The organism is Enterococcus sp. 4E1_DIV0656 (assembly GCF_002140695.1).
In the GTDB taxonomy this organism is placed as follows: domain Bacteria; phylum Bacillota; class Bacilli; order Lactobacillales; family Enterococcaceae; genus Enterococcus_D; species Enterococcus_D entomosocium.
The window spans coordinates 653,685-670,424 of sequence record NZ_NGLF01000001.1 but is presented as its reverse complement, the minus strand read 5'-3'; the positions used below and the strand labels follow the sequence as shown (position 1 = coordinate 670,424).

The window sequence follows — 16,740 nt, the reverse complement described above, 5'->3', positions numbered from 1 at the left end:
GGGCCGAGATGGATTTAATTGAATTAATAAATAAAGTGCCGACAGTGGCGGCTTGGCATGCAGGTTTACGTGAACAGGCCCCCCGGCAATTATTGACCGGTCTAGCTGGATCGGCAAAAACATTGGCGATCACCGGTGTGTATCAGGCATTTCAAAAACAAGTGATCGTGGTGACACCAAATCTGTATTATACGAATCAACTAGCCGAAGATCTGCGCAACGTGACGGATGATGTCTATGTTTTCCCAGTGGACGAAGTGTTGTCAGCCGAAATGGCTTTTTCTTCACCAGAAGCACGAGAAGAACGAGTGGCAGCGCTGAATGCTGTTTCTCAAGGAAAAACTGGGATCTATGTGTTGCCGGTGGCGGCTTTGCGAAAGTATTTGCCTGAAAAGAAAACCTGGTTAGCCAACCAATTCCAATGGCAAATCGGCGATGAGATCGATTTAGAGCGTTTGCCGCAACAATTGATCTTGATGGGTTACGAACGGCAGTCAATGATTGGCAAACCCGGCGAATTCAGTATTCGTGGGAGCATCCTCGATATTTATCCATTAAATGCCGAATACCCCGTACGGATCGAGTTATTCGATGTAGAAATCGACTCGATGCGTTCTTTCAACGTGGAAACGCAACGCTCAGTGGAAACGCTGCAGCAAGTGGCTATTTTACCGACTACCGAATTGGTTTTCTCAGCGGAAGATTTAGCGGCGGGGCAAAAGCAGCTGCAAGAATTATTGAACAAACGGTTGGCAGTCACCAAAGAAGCAACCGATCGCGCCTTTTTAGAAGACTATTTCGGCCAATTGGCCTCCCAATGGCAAGCGGGGATTCCCGGTGAAAGTGCCCGTTATTACACGGATTTGCTTTATCGTCAGCAAACGAGTGTCTTAGATTATTTTTCTGAAGACGCCTTTTTGATGATCGATGATTATGCTCGGATCATGGAGACCAATCGTGAGATCGAACGGGAAGAAGCGGAGTGGCATACCCAAAAATTAGCGGAGCTGCGGGTCTTTTCTGAACAGCAATTCGGGATAGATGTCCATCAACTGCTGCAAAAAGAAACCTTTGTGACCAGCTTCTTTTCTTTATTCCAAAAAGGAATGGGGAACATTCGCTTCCAAGCGATCCATCAATTCCAATACCGGCCGATGCAGCAGTTTTTCAGCCAAATGGGTCTCTTGAAAGTTGAGATTGATCGCTGGGAGAAGCAACAGCAAACGGTGATTTTTCTGGTCAGTGACCAAGAACGGGCCAAGAAGTTAGAGCAAGATCTGCGAGATCATGATATCTATGCCGTGCAGACGCAACAAGACCGCCTGTTTACGGGACGCACCCAAATCGTGGTGGAACGTTTGCAAAGCGGCTTTGAAATGCCGCAAGACAAGCTAGTGGTGGTTACAGAAAAAGAAATTTTCCAAAAGATGAACAAAAAAAGAGCCCGCCGGCAAAATGTCACCAATGCGGAACGTCTCAAAAGCTACAATGAGTTAAAAGCCGGCGATTATGTCGTCCATGCGAATCATGGGATCGGGAAGTACATCGGCATGGAAACCTTAGAAGTCGATGGCGTCCATCAAGATTATATGACGATCTTGTACCAAAACGAAGACAAGCTCTTTATTCCAGTCACCCAATTGAATTTGATTCAAAAATATGTGGCTTCCGAATCGAAAACACCGAAAATCAATAAATTAGGCGGCAGTGAGTGGGCGAAGACCAAGCGCAAAGTGACGGCTAAAATTGAAGACATCGCAGATGATTTGATTTTATTGTATGCCAAACGCGAATCAGAAAAAGGCTATGCCTTTCAACCAGACGATGCCTATCAAAAAGAATTTGAAGATGCCTTTCCTTATTCGGAAACCGATGATCAGCTGCGCAGTACGGCAGAGATCAAGCGGGATATGGAAAAAGAAAAGCCAATGGACCGTTTGTTAGTTGGAGATGTCGGTTTTGGGAAAACAGAAGTGGCGCTGCGGGCTGCTTTTAAAGCGATCAAAGAAAGCAAACAAGTGGCTTTCTTAGTGCCGACAACGATCTTGGCGCAGCAGCACTATGAAACGATGGTCGATCGTTTTGAAGGATTCCCCGTCAATGTTGGGGTGCTGAGTCGTTTTCGGACGAAAAAACAGCAGAATGAAACAATCGAGCAAGTGCGCAAAGGGCAAGTCGATATTTTGGTGGGGACCCACCGATTATTGTCAAAAGATGTCGAGTTTGCTGATTTGGGCTTGTTGGTGATCGATGAAGAACAACGTTTTGGGGTCAAACACAAAGAGCGCTTGAAACAACTGCGTTCGCAAGTCGATGTGTTGACGTTGACGGCAACGCCGATCCCAAGAACATTGCATATGTCGATGCTGGGCGTGCGGGACCTATCTGTGATCGAAACACCACCGGAAAATCGTTACCCGATCCAAACCTATGTGATGGAGATGAATCCAGGAGCGGTGCGAGAAGCGATCCAACGGGAGATGGCACGCGGGGGCCAAGTGTTTTATCTCTATAATCGTGTCGATACGATCGAGCGAAAAGTCGAAGAACTGCAGGCGTTAGTGCCAGATGCACGAATCGCTTATGCCCACGGGCAAATGACCGAGATTCAATTGGAAAATACCCTGTTTGACTTTATTGAAGGGCAATACGATGTGTTGGTGACGACGACGATCATTGAAACCGGTGTGGATATTCCCAATGCCAATACGTTGTTTGTGGAAAATGCCGATTACATGGGGCTTTCGACGTTGTATCAGTTGCGTGGCCGTGTCGGTCGGAGCAATCGAGTCGCTTATGCGTATTTCATGTATGAACAGCAAAAAGTGTTGAACGAAGTCAGTGAAAAACGGCTGCAAGCCATTAAGGACTTTACGGAGTTAGGTTCAGGATTCAAAATCGCGATGCGAGATCTTTCGATTCGTGGGGCAGGAAATCTATTGGGGGCGCAACAGCACGGCTTTATCGATGCAGTCGGGTTTGACATGTACTCACAAATGCTGTCGGAAGCAGTCACTCGTAAACAAGGGAAAAATACCCAAACAGAAAAAACGACCGTTGAGATCGATCTGGGGATCGATGCCTACTTACCGACTTCGTATATTGAAGACGAACGGCAAAAAATCGAGATCTATAAACGAATTCGTGAGCTGGAATCACAAGAAGCAGTTGATGAACTTCAAGATGATTTATTAGACCGTTTCGGAGAATACCCTGTAGAAGTGGCGCACCTCTTAACGGTGGGCGAGATCAAAATGAACGGCGATCGTGCCTTGTTAGAAACTATCCGCAAGCAGCAACAGACGGTGTCGTTTACTTTGAGTAAAGTCGGCACGAAAAATTATTCGGTGGAGCAGCTGTTTGAAGCATTGAAAGCCACTAAATTAAAAGCCACGATGGGTGTCGATCATGAGCAAATGACCATTAAATTACAGATTCCGCCAGTGATGAAAGAAAGCACCTGGCTATTAGAAATCCAAGATTTTGTCAAAGCGTTACGGGAACAAAAATACGCCAGCCAAGGCTAGAAAGGAACCAGAGGGATGCCGAAATCACAATTGAAGCGTACGATGGAAGGGGCGTTTATTTTAACGATCGCTTCCTTTATCGCAAAAATCTTAAGTGCCGTTTATCGGGTCCCTTTTCAGAACCTGGTAGGCGACGAAGGGTTTTATGTGTATCAACAGGTCTATCCGATTTATGGATTGGCAATGACTTTGGCGTTGTCAGGTTTGCCGCAGTTTATCTCCCGCATTGTTGCTGAAGAACCTGATCCTTTGAAAAGCAAGGAGCGGCTGCAAGCGTTGACGCCTTATGTGCTTTGGTCGGCGATCGGCTTATGGGCTGTGACCTTTTTATTTGCCGGTCCAATCGCGCAAGTGATGGGGGACCATCAACTGGCAGGCTTGATTCGAGTCGTTTCCTTTACCTTTTTGTTTGTCCCACCCTTGACCTTTTATCGAGGAATGTTTCAAGGAAATCTACAAATGGTGCCAACCGCAGTGTCTCAAGTTGTAGAGCAGCTGCTTAGAGTTGGTGTGATTTTAGGTGCTGCGGCAGCTTTCCAGCAATTGGGCTGGACGATTTATCAAACGGGGACTGTCGCCATGATGGGTGCCTTAGTCGGGGGCCTTGCGGCGTGGTGGATTTTAAGTTATTATAGCCGACAAATCAACGGCAAACGCCTATCGCTATGGCATAAACCAGTCACCCGTACAGGAGAAAATACCGCTGGTTTATCCGCCTCGTTGAAAAAACGGTTCTTCTTAGAAGGCGGTCTGTTGACGATTTATAGCGGCTATTTGATCTTGTTCCAGTTAGCGGATTCGTTTTTATTGACCAATGCGCTAGAAGCGGGGGGATTGACGGCACAAGCAGCCCGGATTTCGAAAGGGATCTATGATCGCGGACAACCCCTCGTCCAACTAGGTCTTGTGGTGGCGATGGCGTTAAGCTCGACGTTTTTGCCAACGTTGACCAAGTATTTGACGGTAAAAAATCAGCAGCTGTTTGAAAAGTCGGCAAAAATGTATTTGCGCCTAACGATCGGGATTGCTTCGGCTTCTGCGGTAGGGTTAGCGATTTTGCTGCCTTATATCAACTTTGCTTTATTTAAAGACGGATCTGGCAATGCGGCGCTGGTATTGTTTGTCTTTTCCATCGCTCTGATGGCGACGATCCAAGCCTATCAAAGCATTCAACAAAGTCGCAATACCTATACCTTCGGCTTGCTCGCTGCGGGAATTGGTCTTTTAGTCAAATGTCTATCGATGTGGCCGCTGACCGCTTCTTATGGGACTGCAGGAGCAAGTATCAGTACGCTGTTGGGGTTAGGCGCGACCTTATGCTGTTTTGTGGTTTCCGAACAGCGTCGAGCACAAAGTAGCATCAATCGCTTTTGGTATGAAGGAAATTATGGGAAAAAATTATTTATTTGTTTAGGGATCATGGCAAGCGTGCTATTCTTATATTATAGCTTCGTTGCGATCTTATTGAACGGTCCTTTGACCCATCGACTACAGGCGCTGATTTTTTGCCTAGGCGGTGTCGGTTTGGGAGGCGCAGCCTTTATCGGGGCAGCGATCAAAATCAAATTGTTAACGATTCGCGAATGGCTGTTAGTTCCATTTGGAAAGAAACTATTAAGAAGAGGTGAAAAACATGAGATTAGATAAATTTCTTAAAATCTCCCGCATCATCAAGCGTCGCTCTGTGGCCAAAGAAGTGGCAGACAAGGGACGCATTCAGATCAACGGCAAATTAGCCAAGTCAAGCAGTGACGTCAAAGTAGGCGATACTATGCGTATTCAGTTCGGGAATAAGGTCTTGGAAGTAAAAGTCAATGAATTGCATGAATCGACGAAAAAAGAAGACGCTGCAAAAATGTATGAGATTGTTTCAGAGGAAAGAATCTCAGAAAATGCTTGATTTTTACGGCATTTTCAGTTAGACAAGCTTTGCGGATGTTGGTATAATGTAAAAAACAAAGACAGCGACGGGAGCGAGTTCAGGTGGCAAAAGAATCAAATAAAAAAATAGAACTATTGCAGACCGATTATGCGAAAGAGCAATTTGCCAAGTTTGAAAAAGAGCGGCGGCAAGTCGTGTTTCGCCGACGTCGGCTGGTGGCGTTTTTCGTGGCGGCATTAGCGATATTTGCAGTCGTGGGGATTCAGATGTTTAACGACCAAATGCGCCTGCAAAAACTAAAGGAATACAAGGCGGAAACAGTCGCCGAACAAAAAGAAGCTGAACAAAAAGTGGCTTCATTGGAGCGAGATGTTGCCTTATTGCAAGACGATGAGTATGTGGCAAAATTGGCCCGCAGCCGATTCTTCTACTCAAAAGATGGCGAAAAAATTTATCCTGTCTTGCCAGATGGAACGGATTCTCAAAACACTAATGAGCGTTCTGCGCAAAGCGAACAAGAATCATCATCCACAGAGTCACAAGATTAAGCAATGTCATACCTACTCAGCGCAGTAGTTTGAATTATTTTAAATGGGTAAAAATTAGGAGGAACATTTTTTATATGTCAATCGAAGTTGGAGCGAAACTAAAGGGCAAAGTGTCTGGTATTACAAATTTTGGTGCGTTCATTGATCTTGGTGAAGGGAAAACTGGTTTGGTGCATATCAGTGAAGTATCAAACGGATTCGTCAAAGACATTCACGACGTGTTGTCTGTTGGGGATGAAGTGACAGTACTTGTTACGGCAATCGGCAACGATGGAAAAATTGGACTATCGATCCGCAAAGCAGAAGATAAGCCGGAAGAAAAACGTGAATACCCGAAAAAAGAATTCAATCGACCAAATCCGAAAAAATCTTTTTCACGCAATCAAACTACGAATGTAAATAAACAAGACTTCGATTCATTGATGAGTTCTTTTCTAAAAGATAGTGATGATCGTCTTTCATCATTACGTCGAAATACAGAAGGAAAACGCGGTGGCCGCGGCGGACGCCGTAACTAAACATGAATAGCAAGTTGGAAAAAGCTGAAACAAAACTGTTGGTTCGTTTTGTTTCAGCTTTCTTTCTTGTGGGTCTACCAAATGAGAAGGAGGGCAAATGATGGTCATTCAAACCGTTCGAGGGCAACTCACTGCCATCGATCCTGAAAAAAAACGCCGCTTTTTGCTGGCGGTATCGACGGGAGTCGACTCCATGGTCTTGCTGCAGGTCTTTTGTCAGTTGTTTCCCGAAATGCAAAAAGAGCAGGTCTTTGGTGTGGCACATGTAAACCATCAATTGCGTCCAGCATCTGCTGAGGAAGCTGCTTTTTTACGGCAGTACTGCCAAGAACGCGGCATTCCTTTTTATGAGCGGTGCTGGGAAAATCCGCCAGAAACTGGCATAGAAGCTAGCGCTCGGGACTTTCGCTATACGTTTTTTGCCGATGTCATGTCCCGAGAAGGCTATGATGTTTTGCTGACTGCTCACCACAGTGATGACCAAGTAGAAACGATGCTGATGAAGATGATGCGAGAAGGCCGCTTGCAATCGGCTGGCGGGATGCAGCAGCAGCAGCCTTTTCACGCTGGAATCCTGTTGCGGCCGTTGCTTAGTGTCAGTAAGACAGCGATTTACGACTATGCGCAAGTACAGCAGATTCCCTACTTTGAAGACGAAAGCAATCACGAACCGCTGTATTTGCGAAACCGACTACGCCAGCAAGTAGTGCCGGCATTAAAAGCGGAAAATCCGCAACTGTTGCCGCATTTTCAACAGCTTTCTGTAGAAATGCAGTTCGCCAATCAGTTGATCCAGCAAGAGCAGCAGCAATGGTTGTCTGCGTTCGTTCAACAGCAAGCTACTCGCTTAGTGATCGATCTGCAACAGCTGCCGACGTTTTCGCCGGCGCAGCGCTATTTTTTCTATGCGGGGTTTTTGCAACAAGCAGAAGCCTTTACAAAGCATCCACTCAATCAAAAACAGCTGCCACAGCTATTGCGTTTGCTAGACGAAAAGAAAGGGCAATGGCAATTGGCGTTGCACAAACAGTGGCAGCTGCGGCGCAGTTATGACCAATTACTATTGGAACCTGTAGCTGTTTCCCAAAAGCCTGCAACGCCGTTGACAGAAGTCAGTCAGCGTCTGGTTTTAGGGGAGGGGATCTATCTTTCTGAAAAGGAATGGATTGGGTATTTTCCGATAAATGAACAGCATATTCCCAAAAAAATCACAAATTGGTCAGAGTTTTCCCAAGATTTACCGCTAAACTATTCCTCTGAGCTGATCGTACGTAAGCGTCAGCCAGGAGACCGAATCCGCTTGGCGCGTGGCCTGACCAAAAAGATCAGTCGTTTTTTTATCGATTCAAAAATTCCTAATGAAGAGCGAGAAAAAAGTTGGGTCGTCACAAACCTTGATAAACAGGTGATTGCCTTACTACCTCATGCATTTTCCTATTTGAGTATTGCGCCAGAAACTGATAAAATACACTACATACTTCTTTATAAATATCAGAAGTAAGAGTTGGAAGGAGAACTTTATGCTAGATAAAGATATTGAGAAAATTTTGATTTCCCGTGACGAAATCAAAAATCGTTGTGTGGAACTTGGTCAAGAATTAACGGCGGCTTATGCGGATAAAAATCCTCTAGTCGTAGGTGTACTGAAAGGTGCCGTTCCTTTCATGGCAGACATCGTTCGTGAGATGGATTGTTACTTGGAGTTAGACTTCATGGATGTCTCGAGTTATGGCAATGCCATGATTTCATCTGGAGAAGTCAAAATCATCAAAGATTTAGATACAAATGTTGAGGGCCGCGATCTTTTAATCGTTGAAGACATCATTGACAGTGGTCGCACGTTGGCTTATCTGGTAGATCTATTCAAATACCGTAAAGCGAAATCAGTGAAAATCGTGACGTTATTAGATAAGCCGGAAGGCCGTGTTGTTGAGATCGATGCTGATTACGTCGGCTTCGATGTGCCAAATGAGTTTGTTGTTGGATATGGACTGGACTATGCAGAGCAATATCGAAACTTACCTTACGTTGGCGTCTTAAAACCTAGTGTTTATCAGTCAAATTAGTGACTGTTCTAAATCAATTGTGATACAATTAAATGGTCAGGATTGATAAAACAAAATAGCCAGGGAGGTACGCATGAATAAGAAAAATAACGGTATGGTAAAAAATACCTTATATTATGTACTTGTCTTGTTGGCGATGGTCATGGTCGTTTATTTCATTTTTGGAAATGGCAATCAGCAGACCCCAACGATCGAGTACTCCACGTTTACAGAACAACTGAAAGACGGGAAGGTCAAACAATTTACTGTCCAACCCGCTAACGGTGTTTATCGAATCGTGGGTGAATACAATGAAGAACAAACTGTCAGCAATGACAACAGCTTGTCTGTTTTAGGCAATACACAGGCGAGTTCGACCCGCTTTTCAACGATCATTTTACCAAATGATTCTACGCTGAGCGAAGTCACCAGTCTGGCCTCAGCACAAGGGGTCAAAACTACCATCGAAGAAGAATCCAACAGTGGTATTTGGTTATCGCTTTTGGTTAGCTTCTTACCACTTGTGATCATCATTTTCTTCTTCTATATGATGATGAGCCAACAAGGCGGCGGCGGTGGCGGTGGCGGCCGTGTGATGAACTTTGGCAAATCAAAAGCCAAAGAAGCGGACAAAAAAGCCAACCGCGTACGTTTTTCAGACGTAGCCGGTGCAGAAGAAGAAAAACAAGAACTTGTCGAAGTCGTGGAATTCTTGAAAGATCCTCGACGTTTCGTTGAATTAGGTGCCCGTATCCCAGCAGGTGTCTTACTTGAGGGACCTCCGGGAACCGGGAAAACGTTGCTAGCCAAAGCCGTTGCCGGTGAAGCTGGCGTACCGTTTTACTCGATCTCTGGTTCAGATTTCGTTGAAATGTTTGTCGGTGTCGGTGCAAGCCGGGTACGTGACTTATTTGAAACAGCGAAGAAAAATGCACCAGCCATCATCTTTATCGATGAAATCGATGCCGTCGGTCGCCAACGTGGTGCCGGTATGGGTGGCGGACATGATGAGCGGGAACAAACATTGAACCAATTATTGGTTGAGATGGATGGTTTTGATGGGAATGAAGGCGTGATCGTCATTGCCGCAACGAACCGTTCGGATGTTCTAGATCCAGCGTTGCTGCGTCCAGGTCGTTTTGACCGTCAGATTTTAGTTGGTCGTCCAGACGTGAAAGGCCGTGAAGCAATCCTCCGTGTTCATGCTCGGAACAAACCTTTATCAGATGATGTTGATTTGAAAGTCGTTGCCCAACAAACACCGGGCTTTGCCGGTGCGGATCTGGAAAACGTCTTGAACGAAGCCGCCTTAGTTGCTGCTCGTCGTAACAAGAAAAAAATCGATGCTTCAGATATCGATGAAGCAGAAGACCGCGTGATCGCTGGTCCTGCGAAGAAAGACCGTGTCATCAACAAACGCGAACGTGAAATGGTTGCTTACCATGAAGCAGGACATACCATTGTTGGTTTAGTCTTGAGTCGTGCCCGTGTGGTACACAAAGTAACCATCATTCCTCGGGGGCGAGCTGGTGGGTACATGATCGCCTTGCCGAAAGAAGATCAATTCTTGATGACTAAAGAAGATATGTTTGAACAAATCGTTGGCTTGCTAGGTGGACGTACGGCTGAAGAAATCATCTTCGGTGTGCAATCAACGGGGGCTTCCAATGACTTTGAACAAGCAACTGCGCTTGCAAGAAGCATGGTGACAGAATATGGAATGAGCGATAAATTAGGTCCAGTTCAATATGAAGGAAACCATCAAGTCTTTGTCGGTCGCGATTACGGTCAAACAAAAGCATACTCTGAACAAGTTGCCTTTGAAATTGATCAAGAAGTTCGCAAGATTTTAATGGATGCCCATCAAAAAGCCCATGAAATCATTGAAGAACATCGTGCCCAACACAAATTGATCGCTGAAAAACTACTTGAACATGAAACATTGGATGCTAAAGCAATCAAATCCTTGTTTGAAGAAGGCAAAATGCCTGCAGGGACTGAAAGCTCTGAGTATCCTAGTGAAAAAGCCCAAACGTTTGAAGAAGCGAAACGTGCGCTGGAAGAAAAAGATGCAGAGAAGCAAGCTGCAGAAAAACACAGCGAAGATGCATCATCAAACGATTTTGATCAACAATTGGAAGACGTTCGCCGCAATAGCGAAAGCCAACCGACTGATCAAGAAAACAAAGATGATAACGCCTAAAACAAGATGTATCAAGGCGCCGAGGAAACTCGGCGCCTTTTTGTTTCTATTTAAGAAGACTTTTCTTAAATTCAAACACATTCAGTTGAAAAAAGCGGCGCTTCCTAGTATGATTCATTAATGAATAAAAAGGAGAATCAAGATGAAGGATTATTTAGTAAAAGCACTCGCATATGACGGCTTCGTCCGAGCATACGCAGTATCGGCAACAGAAACGATCGCCGAAGCACAACGACGCCATGAAACATGGAATACGGCATCTGCTGCTTTAGGGCGAGCGATGGTGGGAAGTTTGTTATTAGGCAGTACCTTAAAAGGGGAAGACAAATTGACCGTCAAAATTCAAGGAAATGGTCCTGCTGGGGCAATCGTCGTAGACAGCAATGGCCGTGGGGACGTAAAAGGATACATAAAAAATCCACAGATCAGTCTGCCATTGAATCCTCAAGGAAAATTGGATGTTCGGGGCGCAGTGGGAGACCAAGGAATTTTTACCGTAATCAAAGACTTAGGGCTAAAAGAACCTTTCTCTGGACAAACACCGATCGTCTCTGGGGAACTTGGGGAAGACTTTACTTATTATTTAGCAGTGTCAGAACAGATTCCTTCTGCTGTTGGTCTGAGTGTATTAGTAGAAACCGATGATTCGATTCGGGCAGCCGGTGGATTTATGCTACAGATCATGCCTGGTGCCAGTGAAGAGATCATTGATGCCATCGAAAAACGTTTGGGAGAATTGCCTCGAGTGTCAACCTTGATCGATGAAGGCCAATCGCCAGAAGAGGTCTTAGCGACATTGTTACCAGACACGACGATCGAAGTACTAGAAAAAATGCCCGTCCAGTTCCACTGTGATTGTACGAAAGAAAAATTTGCGACAGCGATCATCACCTTAGGGGCTGAGGAGATCCAAGCAATGATCGATGAAGATCATGGGGCAGAGGCAGTCTGCTCGTTTTGTGGCAACAAGTATCATTTTGATGAAACGGAATTGGCGGCGTTGAAGAAAGAGGCGGAAGCGTAAGTGAAAGATAGACAGACATGGCAGATCGGCTCGGTTGAGATTCCTAACCGCGTCGTCGTTGCGCCAATGGCGGGGATCACCAATTCTGCGTTTCGTGTGACAGTCAAAGAATTTGGCGCGGGTTTAGTCGTCTGTGAGATGATCAGTGATCGAGGGATTCAACTGCGTAACAAGAAGACCCTTGAGATGCTGTTTATTGACGAGACCGAGCATCCTCTTAGTATTCAGATTTTTGGTGGGAATAAAGCATCCTTAGTAGAAGCAGCGCAATTTGTCGCAGAGAACACAACTGCCGATATCATTGATATCAATATGGGGTGTCCTGTAAACAAAATCATCAAAGCAGAAGCTGGTGCGAAGTGGCTTTTAGATCCCGACAAGGTTTATGAAATGGTCCATGCTGTTTCCAGTGCGATCGACAAGCCCGTTACCGTCAAAATGCGGATCGGTTGGGATGAGCAGCACGTCTTTGCGGTTGAGAATGCCCAAGCCGCGGAAGCAGCGGGTGCCGCAGCAATCGGTATGCATGGCAGAACCCGTGTACAGATGTATGAAGGATCGGCTGATTGGGACGTTTTGAAACAAGTGAAGCAAAGCATCACCATTCCTTTTATGGGCAACGGCGATGTCAGAACCCCTGAAGATGCGAAACGAATGTTGGAAGAAGTCGGCGCTGATGCAGTGATGATCGGACGGGCAGCCTTAGGCAATCCGTGGATGATCCACCGCACCAAGCAATACTTGGAGACAGGCGAGTTATTGCCGGAACCAACACCACGAGAAAAAATTTCGACAGCGAAACTTCATTTAGAACGGTTGGCTGATCTAAAAGGGGAAAAAATCGCTTCGCGAGAATTCCGCCAACATGCTGCGTACTACTTAAAAGGTATTTCACGGGCAGCCAAAGTGAAGGCAGCTATCAATCAAGCAGAAGATAAGCAAACGATTTTTGATTTATTGGATGCATTTGTAGAGAAGACCGAAAAACAGCCGGTAGCAACTTTTAAGGAATAAGAAACAAATCAAGTCGATTCGAAAGTTCGGCTTGATTTTTTGCGTCATCATTGGCATTATAAGAAGGAAACCCAAGTTAAGAATGGAGGAAAACTCGTGACAGAGGAACGACAAACACAAGAAGAATTGAATGATCAAATGTTGGTTCGCCGTGAAAAGATGGAAAAACTACGGGAAGAAGGCATTGATCCTTTTGGCAAGCGATTCGAACGCACCCATAATTCTGCCGAGTTACATGAGTTATTTGATCAAAGAACCAAAGAAGAATTAGCCGAAATGAATCTTTCAGCAAGCATTGCAGGAAGAATCGTTACAAAACGTGGAAAAGGGAAGGCTGGTTTTGCGCATTTACAAGACCGCGAAGGCCGTATTCAAATATATGTACGTAAAGACCAAGTCGGGGACGAACCTTACGAAGTATTCAAGCATGCAGATCTAGGTGATTTCTTTGGTGTATCTGGTGAAATCATGAAGACCGACACTGGCGAAGTGACCATCAAAGCCAAAGAAATCGTGATCTTATCCAAAGCATTGCGTCCATTGCCAGACAAATACCATGGCTTGACGAACGTAGAACAACGCTACCGTCAACGTTACTTGGATTTGATCAGTAATAAAGAGAGCTTTGATCGTTTCATGAAACGAAGCCAAATCATTAGCGAAATTCGTCGTTACCTTGACGGACATGGATATATCGAAGTCGAAACGCCAGTATTGCATAATCAAGCAGGTGGTGCAGCGGCTCGTCCCTTCATTACACACCACAATGCCTTAGACATGGATCTGTATTTACGAATCGCACTTGAGCTTCACTTGAAACGATTGATCGTGGGTGGCATGGAAAAAGTCTATGAGATCGGCCGCGTTTTCCGAAATGAAGGAATCGATACGACCCATAATCCCGAGTTTACGATGCTAGAAGCGTATACAGCATATACAGATTTCAAAGATGTGATGGATTTGACAGAAGGCATTATCCGTAATGCTGCTGAAAAAGTCTTGCATACAGCAACGATCCAATACGATGGACAAGAAGTCGATTTAGCTAGCGACTTTGCACGAATCCATATGGTCGATGCAATCAAAAATCAAACAGGTGTTGATTTCTGGCAACCAATGTCCGTTGAAGAAGCGCGTAGTTTAGCGAAAGAACATCATGTTGAAATCACTGATGCCATGACTGTTGGCCATATCATCAATGAATTCTTTGAGACATTTGTTGAAGAAACGTTACAGCAGCCAACCTTTGTCTTTGGTCATCCAGTGGAAGTTTCGCCATTAGCGAAAAAGAATCCAGAAGATGAACGCTTTACGGATCGCTTTGAATTATTTATCGTTGGTCGTGAATTTGCGAATGCCTTCACGGAATTGAATGACCCAATCGATCAAAGAGAACGTTTTGAAGGACAAGAAAAAGAGCGCGAAGCAGGAAATGATGAAGCCCATGGGGTGGATGAAGATTTCTTAGAAGCACTTGAATACGGTATGCCGCCAACTGGTGGATTAGGGATCGGGATCGACCGCTTAGTGATGCTGTTGACCGATGCACAATCGATTCGTGACGTTTTATTATTCCCGACAATGAGATAAAAAAGCTCCGTCCACTCGCAAGAGATGGGCGGCTTTTTTATTGTCTACTGAGTCAGAGAGAAAAACTGCGAGGAAATAGAGGGAAATACGTTAGGACAGATGCTAGAAAACGGATTAAATGCGAACGATAAAAGCTGGATTCAATGTGATTAGACGGGTTTGTAAAAATTAAAAAAAGCCATAGAAAATGATTGACCGCAAGGGATTTAGTTGGTATATTATTACATGTGCCAAATGACTGAAATGAATTCGTAAAAAGAATTGAAAAAAGTGGTTGACGCACAGCTCGACAGATGATATTATAACGAAGTCGCAATTTTAAAATAGTTAATCGACGTTGATACATCAACAAAATTAATTAAAAAAAGTTGTTGACAAATAACAAATCATTTGTTATTCTAATGAAGTCGCTGAGACAGCCGCTGCGAAGTTGAAAAACAACGAGCGAAAAAAACTTTTAAAAAAGAGTTGACAATCAATTGTCGCTCTGATATGATATGAAAGTTGCTAACACAGCACTGTAGACCTTTGAAAACTGAACAAAGCAAGCAAACGAACCAATGTGTAGGACGTTTCAATTTATTGAAACAAATACATGCAAGCAATAGCTAGCAAAGTTAATTTTTATGAGCTTAATGACCGTATGGTCATTCAAACAAATCATTATGAGAGTTTGATCCTGGCTCAGGACGAACGCTGGCGGCGTGCCTAATACATGCAAGTCGAACGCTTTTTCTTTCACCGGAGCTTGCTCCACCGAAAGAAAAAGAGTGGCGAACGGGTGAGTAACACGTGGGTAACCTGCCCATCAGAAGGGGATAACACTTGGAAACAGGTGCTAATACCGTATAACACTATTTTCCGCATGGAAGAAAGTTGAAAGGCGCTTTTGCGTCACTGATGGATGGACCCGCGGTGCATTAGCTAGTTGGTGAGGTAACGGCTCACCAAGGCAACGATGCATAGCCGACCTGAGAGGGTGATCGGCCACACTGGGACTGAGACACGGCCCAGACTCCTACGGGAGGCAGCAGTAGGGAATCTTCGGCAATGGACGAAAGTCTGACCGAGCAACGCCGCGTGAGTGAAGAAGGTTTTCGGATCGTAAAACTCTGTTGTTAGAGAAGAACAAGGATGAGAGTAAAACGTTCATCCCTTGACGGTATCTAACCAGAAAGCCACGGCTAACTACGTGCCAGCAGCCGCGGTAATACGTAGGTGGCAAGCGTTGTCCGGATTTATTGGGCGTAAAGCGAGCGCAGGCGGTTTCTTAAGTCTGATGTGAAAGCCCCCGGCTCAACCGGGGAGGGTCATTGGAAACTGGGAGACTTGAGTGCAGAAGAGGAGAGTGGAATTCCATGTGTAGCGGTGAAATGCGTAGATATATGGAGGAACACCAGTGGCGAAGGCGGCTCTCTGGTCTGTAACTGACGCTGAGGCTCGAAAGCGTGGGGAGCGAACAGGATTAGATACCCTGGTAGTCCACGCCGTAAACGATGAGTGCTAAGTGTTGGAGGGTTTCCGCCCTTCAGTGCTGCAGCAAACGCATTAAGCACTCCGCCTGGGGAGTACGACCGCAAGGTTGAAACTCAAAGGAATTGACGGGGGCCCGCACAAGCGGTGGAGCATGTGGTTTAATTCGAAGCAACGCGAAGAACCTTACCAGGTCTTGACATCCTTTGACCACTCTAGAGATAGAGCTTCCCCTTCGGGGGCAAAGTGACAGGTGGTGCATGGTTGTCGTCAGCTCGTGTCGTGAGATGTTGGGTTAAGTCCCGCAACGAGCGCAACCCTTATTGTTAGTTGCCATCATTTAGTTGGGCACTCTAGCGAGACTGCCGGTGACAAACCGGAGGAAGGTGGGGATGACGTCAAATCATCATGCCCCTTATGACCTGGGCTACACACGTGCTACAATGGGAAGTACAACGAGTTGCGAAGTCGCGAGGCTAAGCTAATCTCTTAAAGCTTCTCTCAGTTCGGATTGTAGGCTGCAACTCGCCTACATGAAGCCGGAATCGCTAGTAATCGCGGATCAGCACGCCGCGGTGAATACGTTCCCGGGCCTTGTACACACCGCCCGTCACACCACGAGAGTTTGTAACACCCGAAGTCGGTGAGGTAACCTTTTTGGAGCCAGCCGCCTAAGGTGGGATAGATGATTGGGGTGAAGTCGTAACAAGGTAGCCGTATCGGAAGGTGCGGCTGGATCACCTCCTTTCTAAGGAATATTTCGGAAGACTACACATCGTTTGCCTTTGTTCAGTTTTGAGAGGTCTACTCTCAAGTAAATACCCGGGGCCTTAGCTCAGCTGGGAGAGCGCCTGCTTTGCACGCAGGAGGTCAGCGGTTCGATCCCGCTAGGCTCCATTAACGACAATGGTCGTTA

General features: G+C 45.5%; 11 protein-coding genes, 1 tRNA gene and 1 rRNA gene. All 13 read left to right on the top strand.

The window, feature by feature from the left end; all coding sequences use genetic code 11:
• The first annotated feature begins 8 nt into the window (after nucleotides 1-8).
• Nucleotides 9-3,527 carry a transcription-repair coupling factor gene (gene mfd, locus A5882_RS03220; RefSeq protein ID WP_016611990.1) on the top strand — a complete coding sequence of 1,173 codons (3,519 nt, stop codon included), beginning with the start codon at nucleotides 9-11 and terminating at the stop codon, nucleotides 3,525-3,527.
• Nucleotides 3,528-3,542: 15 nt separating this feature from the next.
• Nucleotides 3,543-5,174 carry a polysaccharide biosynthesis protein gene (locus A5882_RS03215; protein WP_086372405.1) on the top strand — a complete coding sequence of 544 codons (1,632 nt, stop codon included), beginning with the start codon at nucleotides 3,543-3,545 and terminating at the stop codon, nucleotides 5,172-5,174.
• Complete coding sequence (locus A5882_RS03210; RefSeq protein ID WP_005230745.1) at nucleotides 5,161-5,427, top strand: RNA-binding S4 domain-containing protein; 267 nt, start codon at nucleotides 5,161-5,163, stop codon at nucleotides 5,425-5,427. The genes A5882_RS03215 and A5882_RS03210 overlap by 14 nt, the downstream gene beginning before the upstream one ends.
• Nucleotides 5,428-5,510: 83 nt before the next feature.
• Nucleotides 5,511-5,957: a septum formation initiator family protein gene (locus A5882_RS03205; RefSeq protein WP_005233351.1), complete on the top strand. Its 447-nt coding sequence runs from the start codon at nucleotides 5,511-5,513 to the stop codon at nucleotides 5,955-5,957.
• 74 nt (nucleotides 5,958-6,031) lie between these two features.
• Nucleotides 6,032-6,475 carry a S1 domain-containing RNA-binding protein gene (locus A5882_RS03200; RefSeq protein WP_005233352.1) on the top strand — a complete coding sequence of 148 codons (444 nt, stop codon included), beginning with the start codon at nucleotides 6,032-6,034 and terminating at the stop codon, nucleotides 6,473-6,475.
• Between the two features lie 100 nt (nucleotides 6,476-6,575).
• Nucleotides 6,576-7,976 carry a tRNA lysidine(34) synthetase TilS gene (gene tilS, locus A5882_RS03195; protein WP_086372404.1) on the top strand — a complete coding sequence of 467 codons (1,401 nt, stop codon included), beginning with the start codon at nucleotides 6,576-6,578 and terminating at the stop codon, nucleotides 7,974-7,976.
• A gap of 19 nt (nucleotides 7,977-7,995) precedes the next feature.
• A complete protein-coding gene (hpt, locus tag A5882_RS03190; RefSeq protein ID WP_005230750.1) occupies nucleotides 7,996-8,541 on the top strand; it encodes a hypoxanthine phosphoribosyltransferase in 546 nt (181 codons plus the stop codon).
• Nucleotides 8,542-8,614: 73 nt separating this feature from the next.
• The gene (ftsH, locus tag A5882_RS03185) at nucleotides 8,615-10,723 is read left to right on the top strand and encodes an ATP-dependent zinc metalloprotease FtsH (protein ID WP_005233354.1); all 2,109 of its coding nucleotides are present in this window, start codon (nucleotides 8,615-8,617) and stop codon (nucleotides 10,721-10,723) included.
• A 142-nt stretch (nucleotides 10,724-10,865) separates the two neighbouring features.
• Nucleotides 10,866-11,747, top strand: a complete 882-nt coding sequence (hslO, locus tag A5882_RS03180) for an Hsp33 family molecular chaperone HslO (RefSeq protein WP_005233356.1) — start codon at nucleotides 10,866-10,868, stop codon at nucleotides 11,745-11,747.
• Nucleotides 11,748-12,761 (top strand): tRNA dihydrouridine synthase DusB, encoded by a 1,014-nt coding sequence (dusB, locus tag A5882_RS03175; RefSeq protein WP_005233357.1) that lies wholly within the window; start codon nucleotides 11,748-11,750, stop codon nucleotides 12,759-12,761.
• 96 nt (nucleotides 12,762-12,857) lie between these two features.
• Nucleotides 12,858-14,351 carry a lysine--tRNA ligase gene (gene lysS / locus A5882_RS03170; protein WP_005230758.1) on the top strand — a complete coding sequence of 498 codons (1,494 nt, stop codon included), beginning with the start codon at nucleotides 12,858-12,860 and terminating at the stop codon, nucleotides 14,349-14,351.
• 661 nt (nucleotides 14,352-15,012) lie between these two features.
• Nucleotides 15,013-16,572 (top strand): 16S ribosomal RNA (locus A5882_RS03165).
• Nucleotides 16,573-16,648: 76 nt separating this feature from the next.
• Nucleotides 16,649-16,721, top strand: a tRNA-Ala gene (locus A5882_RS03160).
• Nucleotides 16,722-16,740: the final 19 nt, after the last annotated feature.

Coding starts and splice junctions, on each gene's coding strand:
- A5882_RS03215 (WP_086372405.1), top strand. CDS start 3,543: ATGCCGAAATCACAATTGAAGCGTACGATGGAAGGGGCGTTTATTTTA.
- mfd (WP_016611990.1), top strand. CDS start 9: ATGGATTTAATTGAATTAATAAATAAAGTGCCGACAGTGGCGGCTTGG.
- hslO (WP_005233356.1), top strand. CDS start 10,866: ATGAAGGATTATTTAGTAAAAGCACTCGCATATGACGGCTTCGTCCGA.
- A5882_RS03210 (WP_005230745.1), top strand. CDS start 5,161: ATGAGATTAGATAAATTTCTTAAAATCTCCCGCATCATCAAGCGTCGC.
- A5882_RS03200 (WP_005233352.1), top strand. CDS start 6,032: ATGTCAATCGAAGTTGGAGCGAAACTAAAGGGCAAAGTGTCTGGTATT.
- tilS (WP_086372404.1), top strand. CDS start 6,576: ATGGTCATTCAAACCGTTCGAGGGCAACTCACTGCCATCGATCCTGAA.
- ftsH (WP_005233354.1), top strand. CDS start 8,615: ATGAATAAGAAAAATAACGGTATGGTAAAAAATACCTTATATTATGTA.
- hpt (WP_005230750.1), top strand. CDS start 7,996: ATGCTAGATAAAGATATTGAGAAAATTTTGATTTCCCGTGACGAAATC.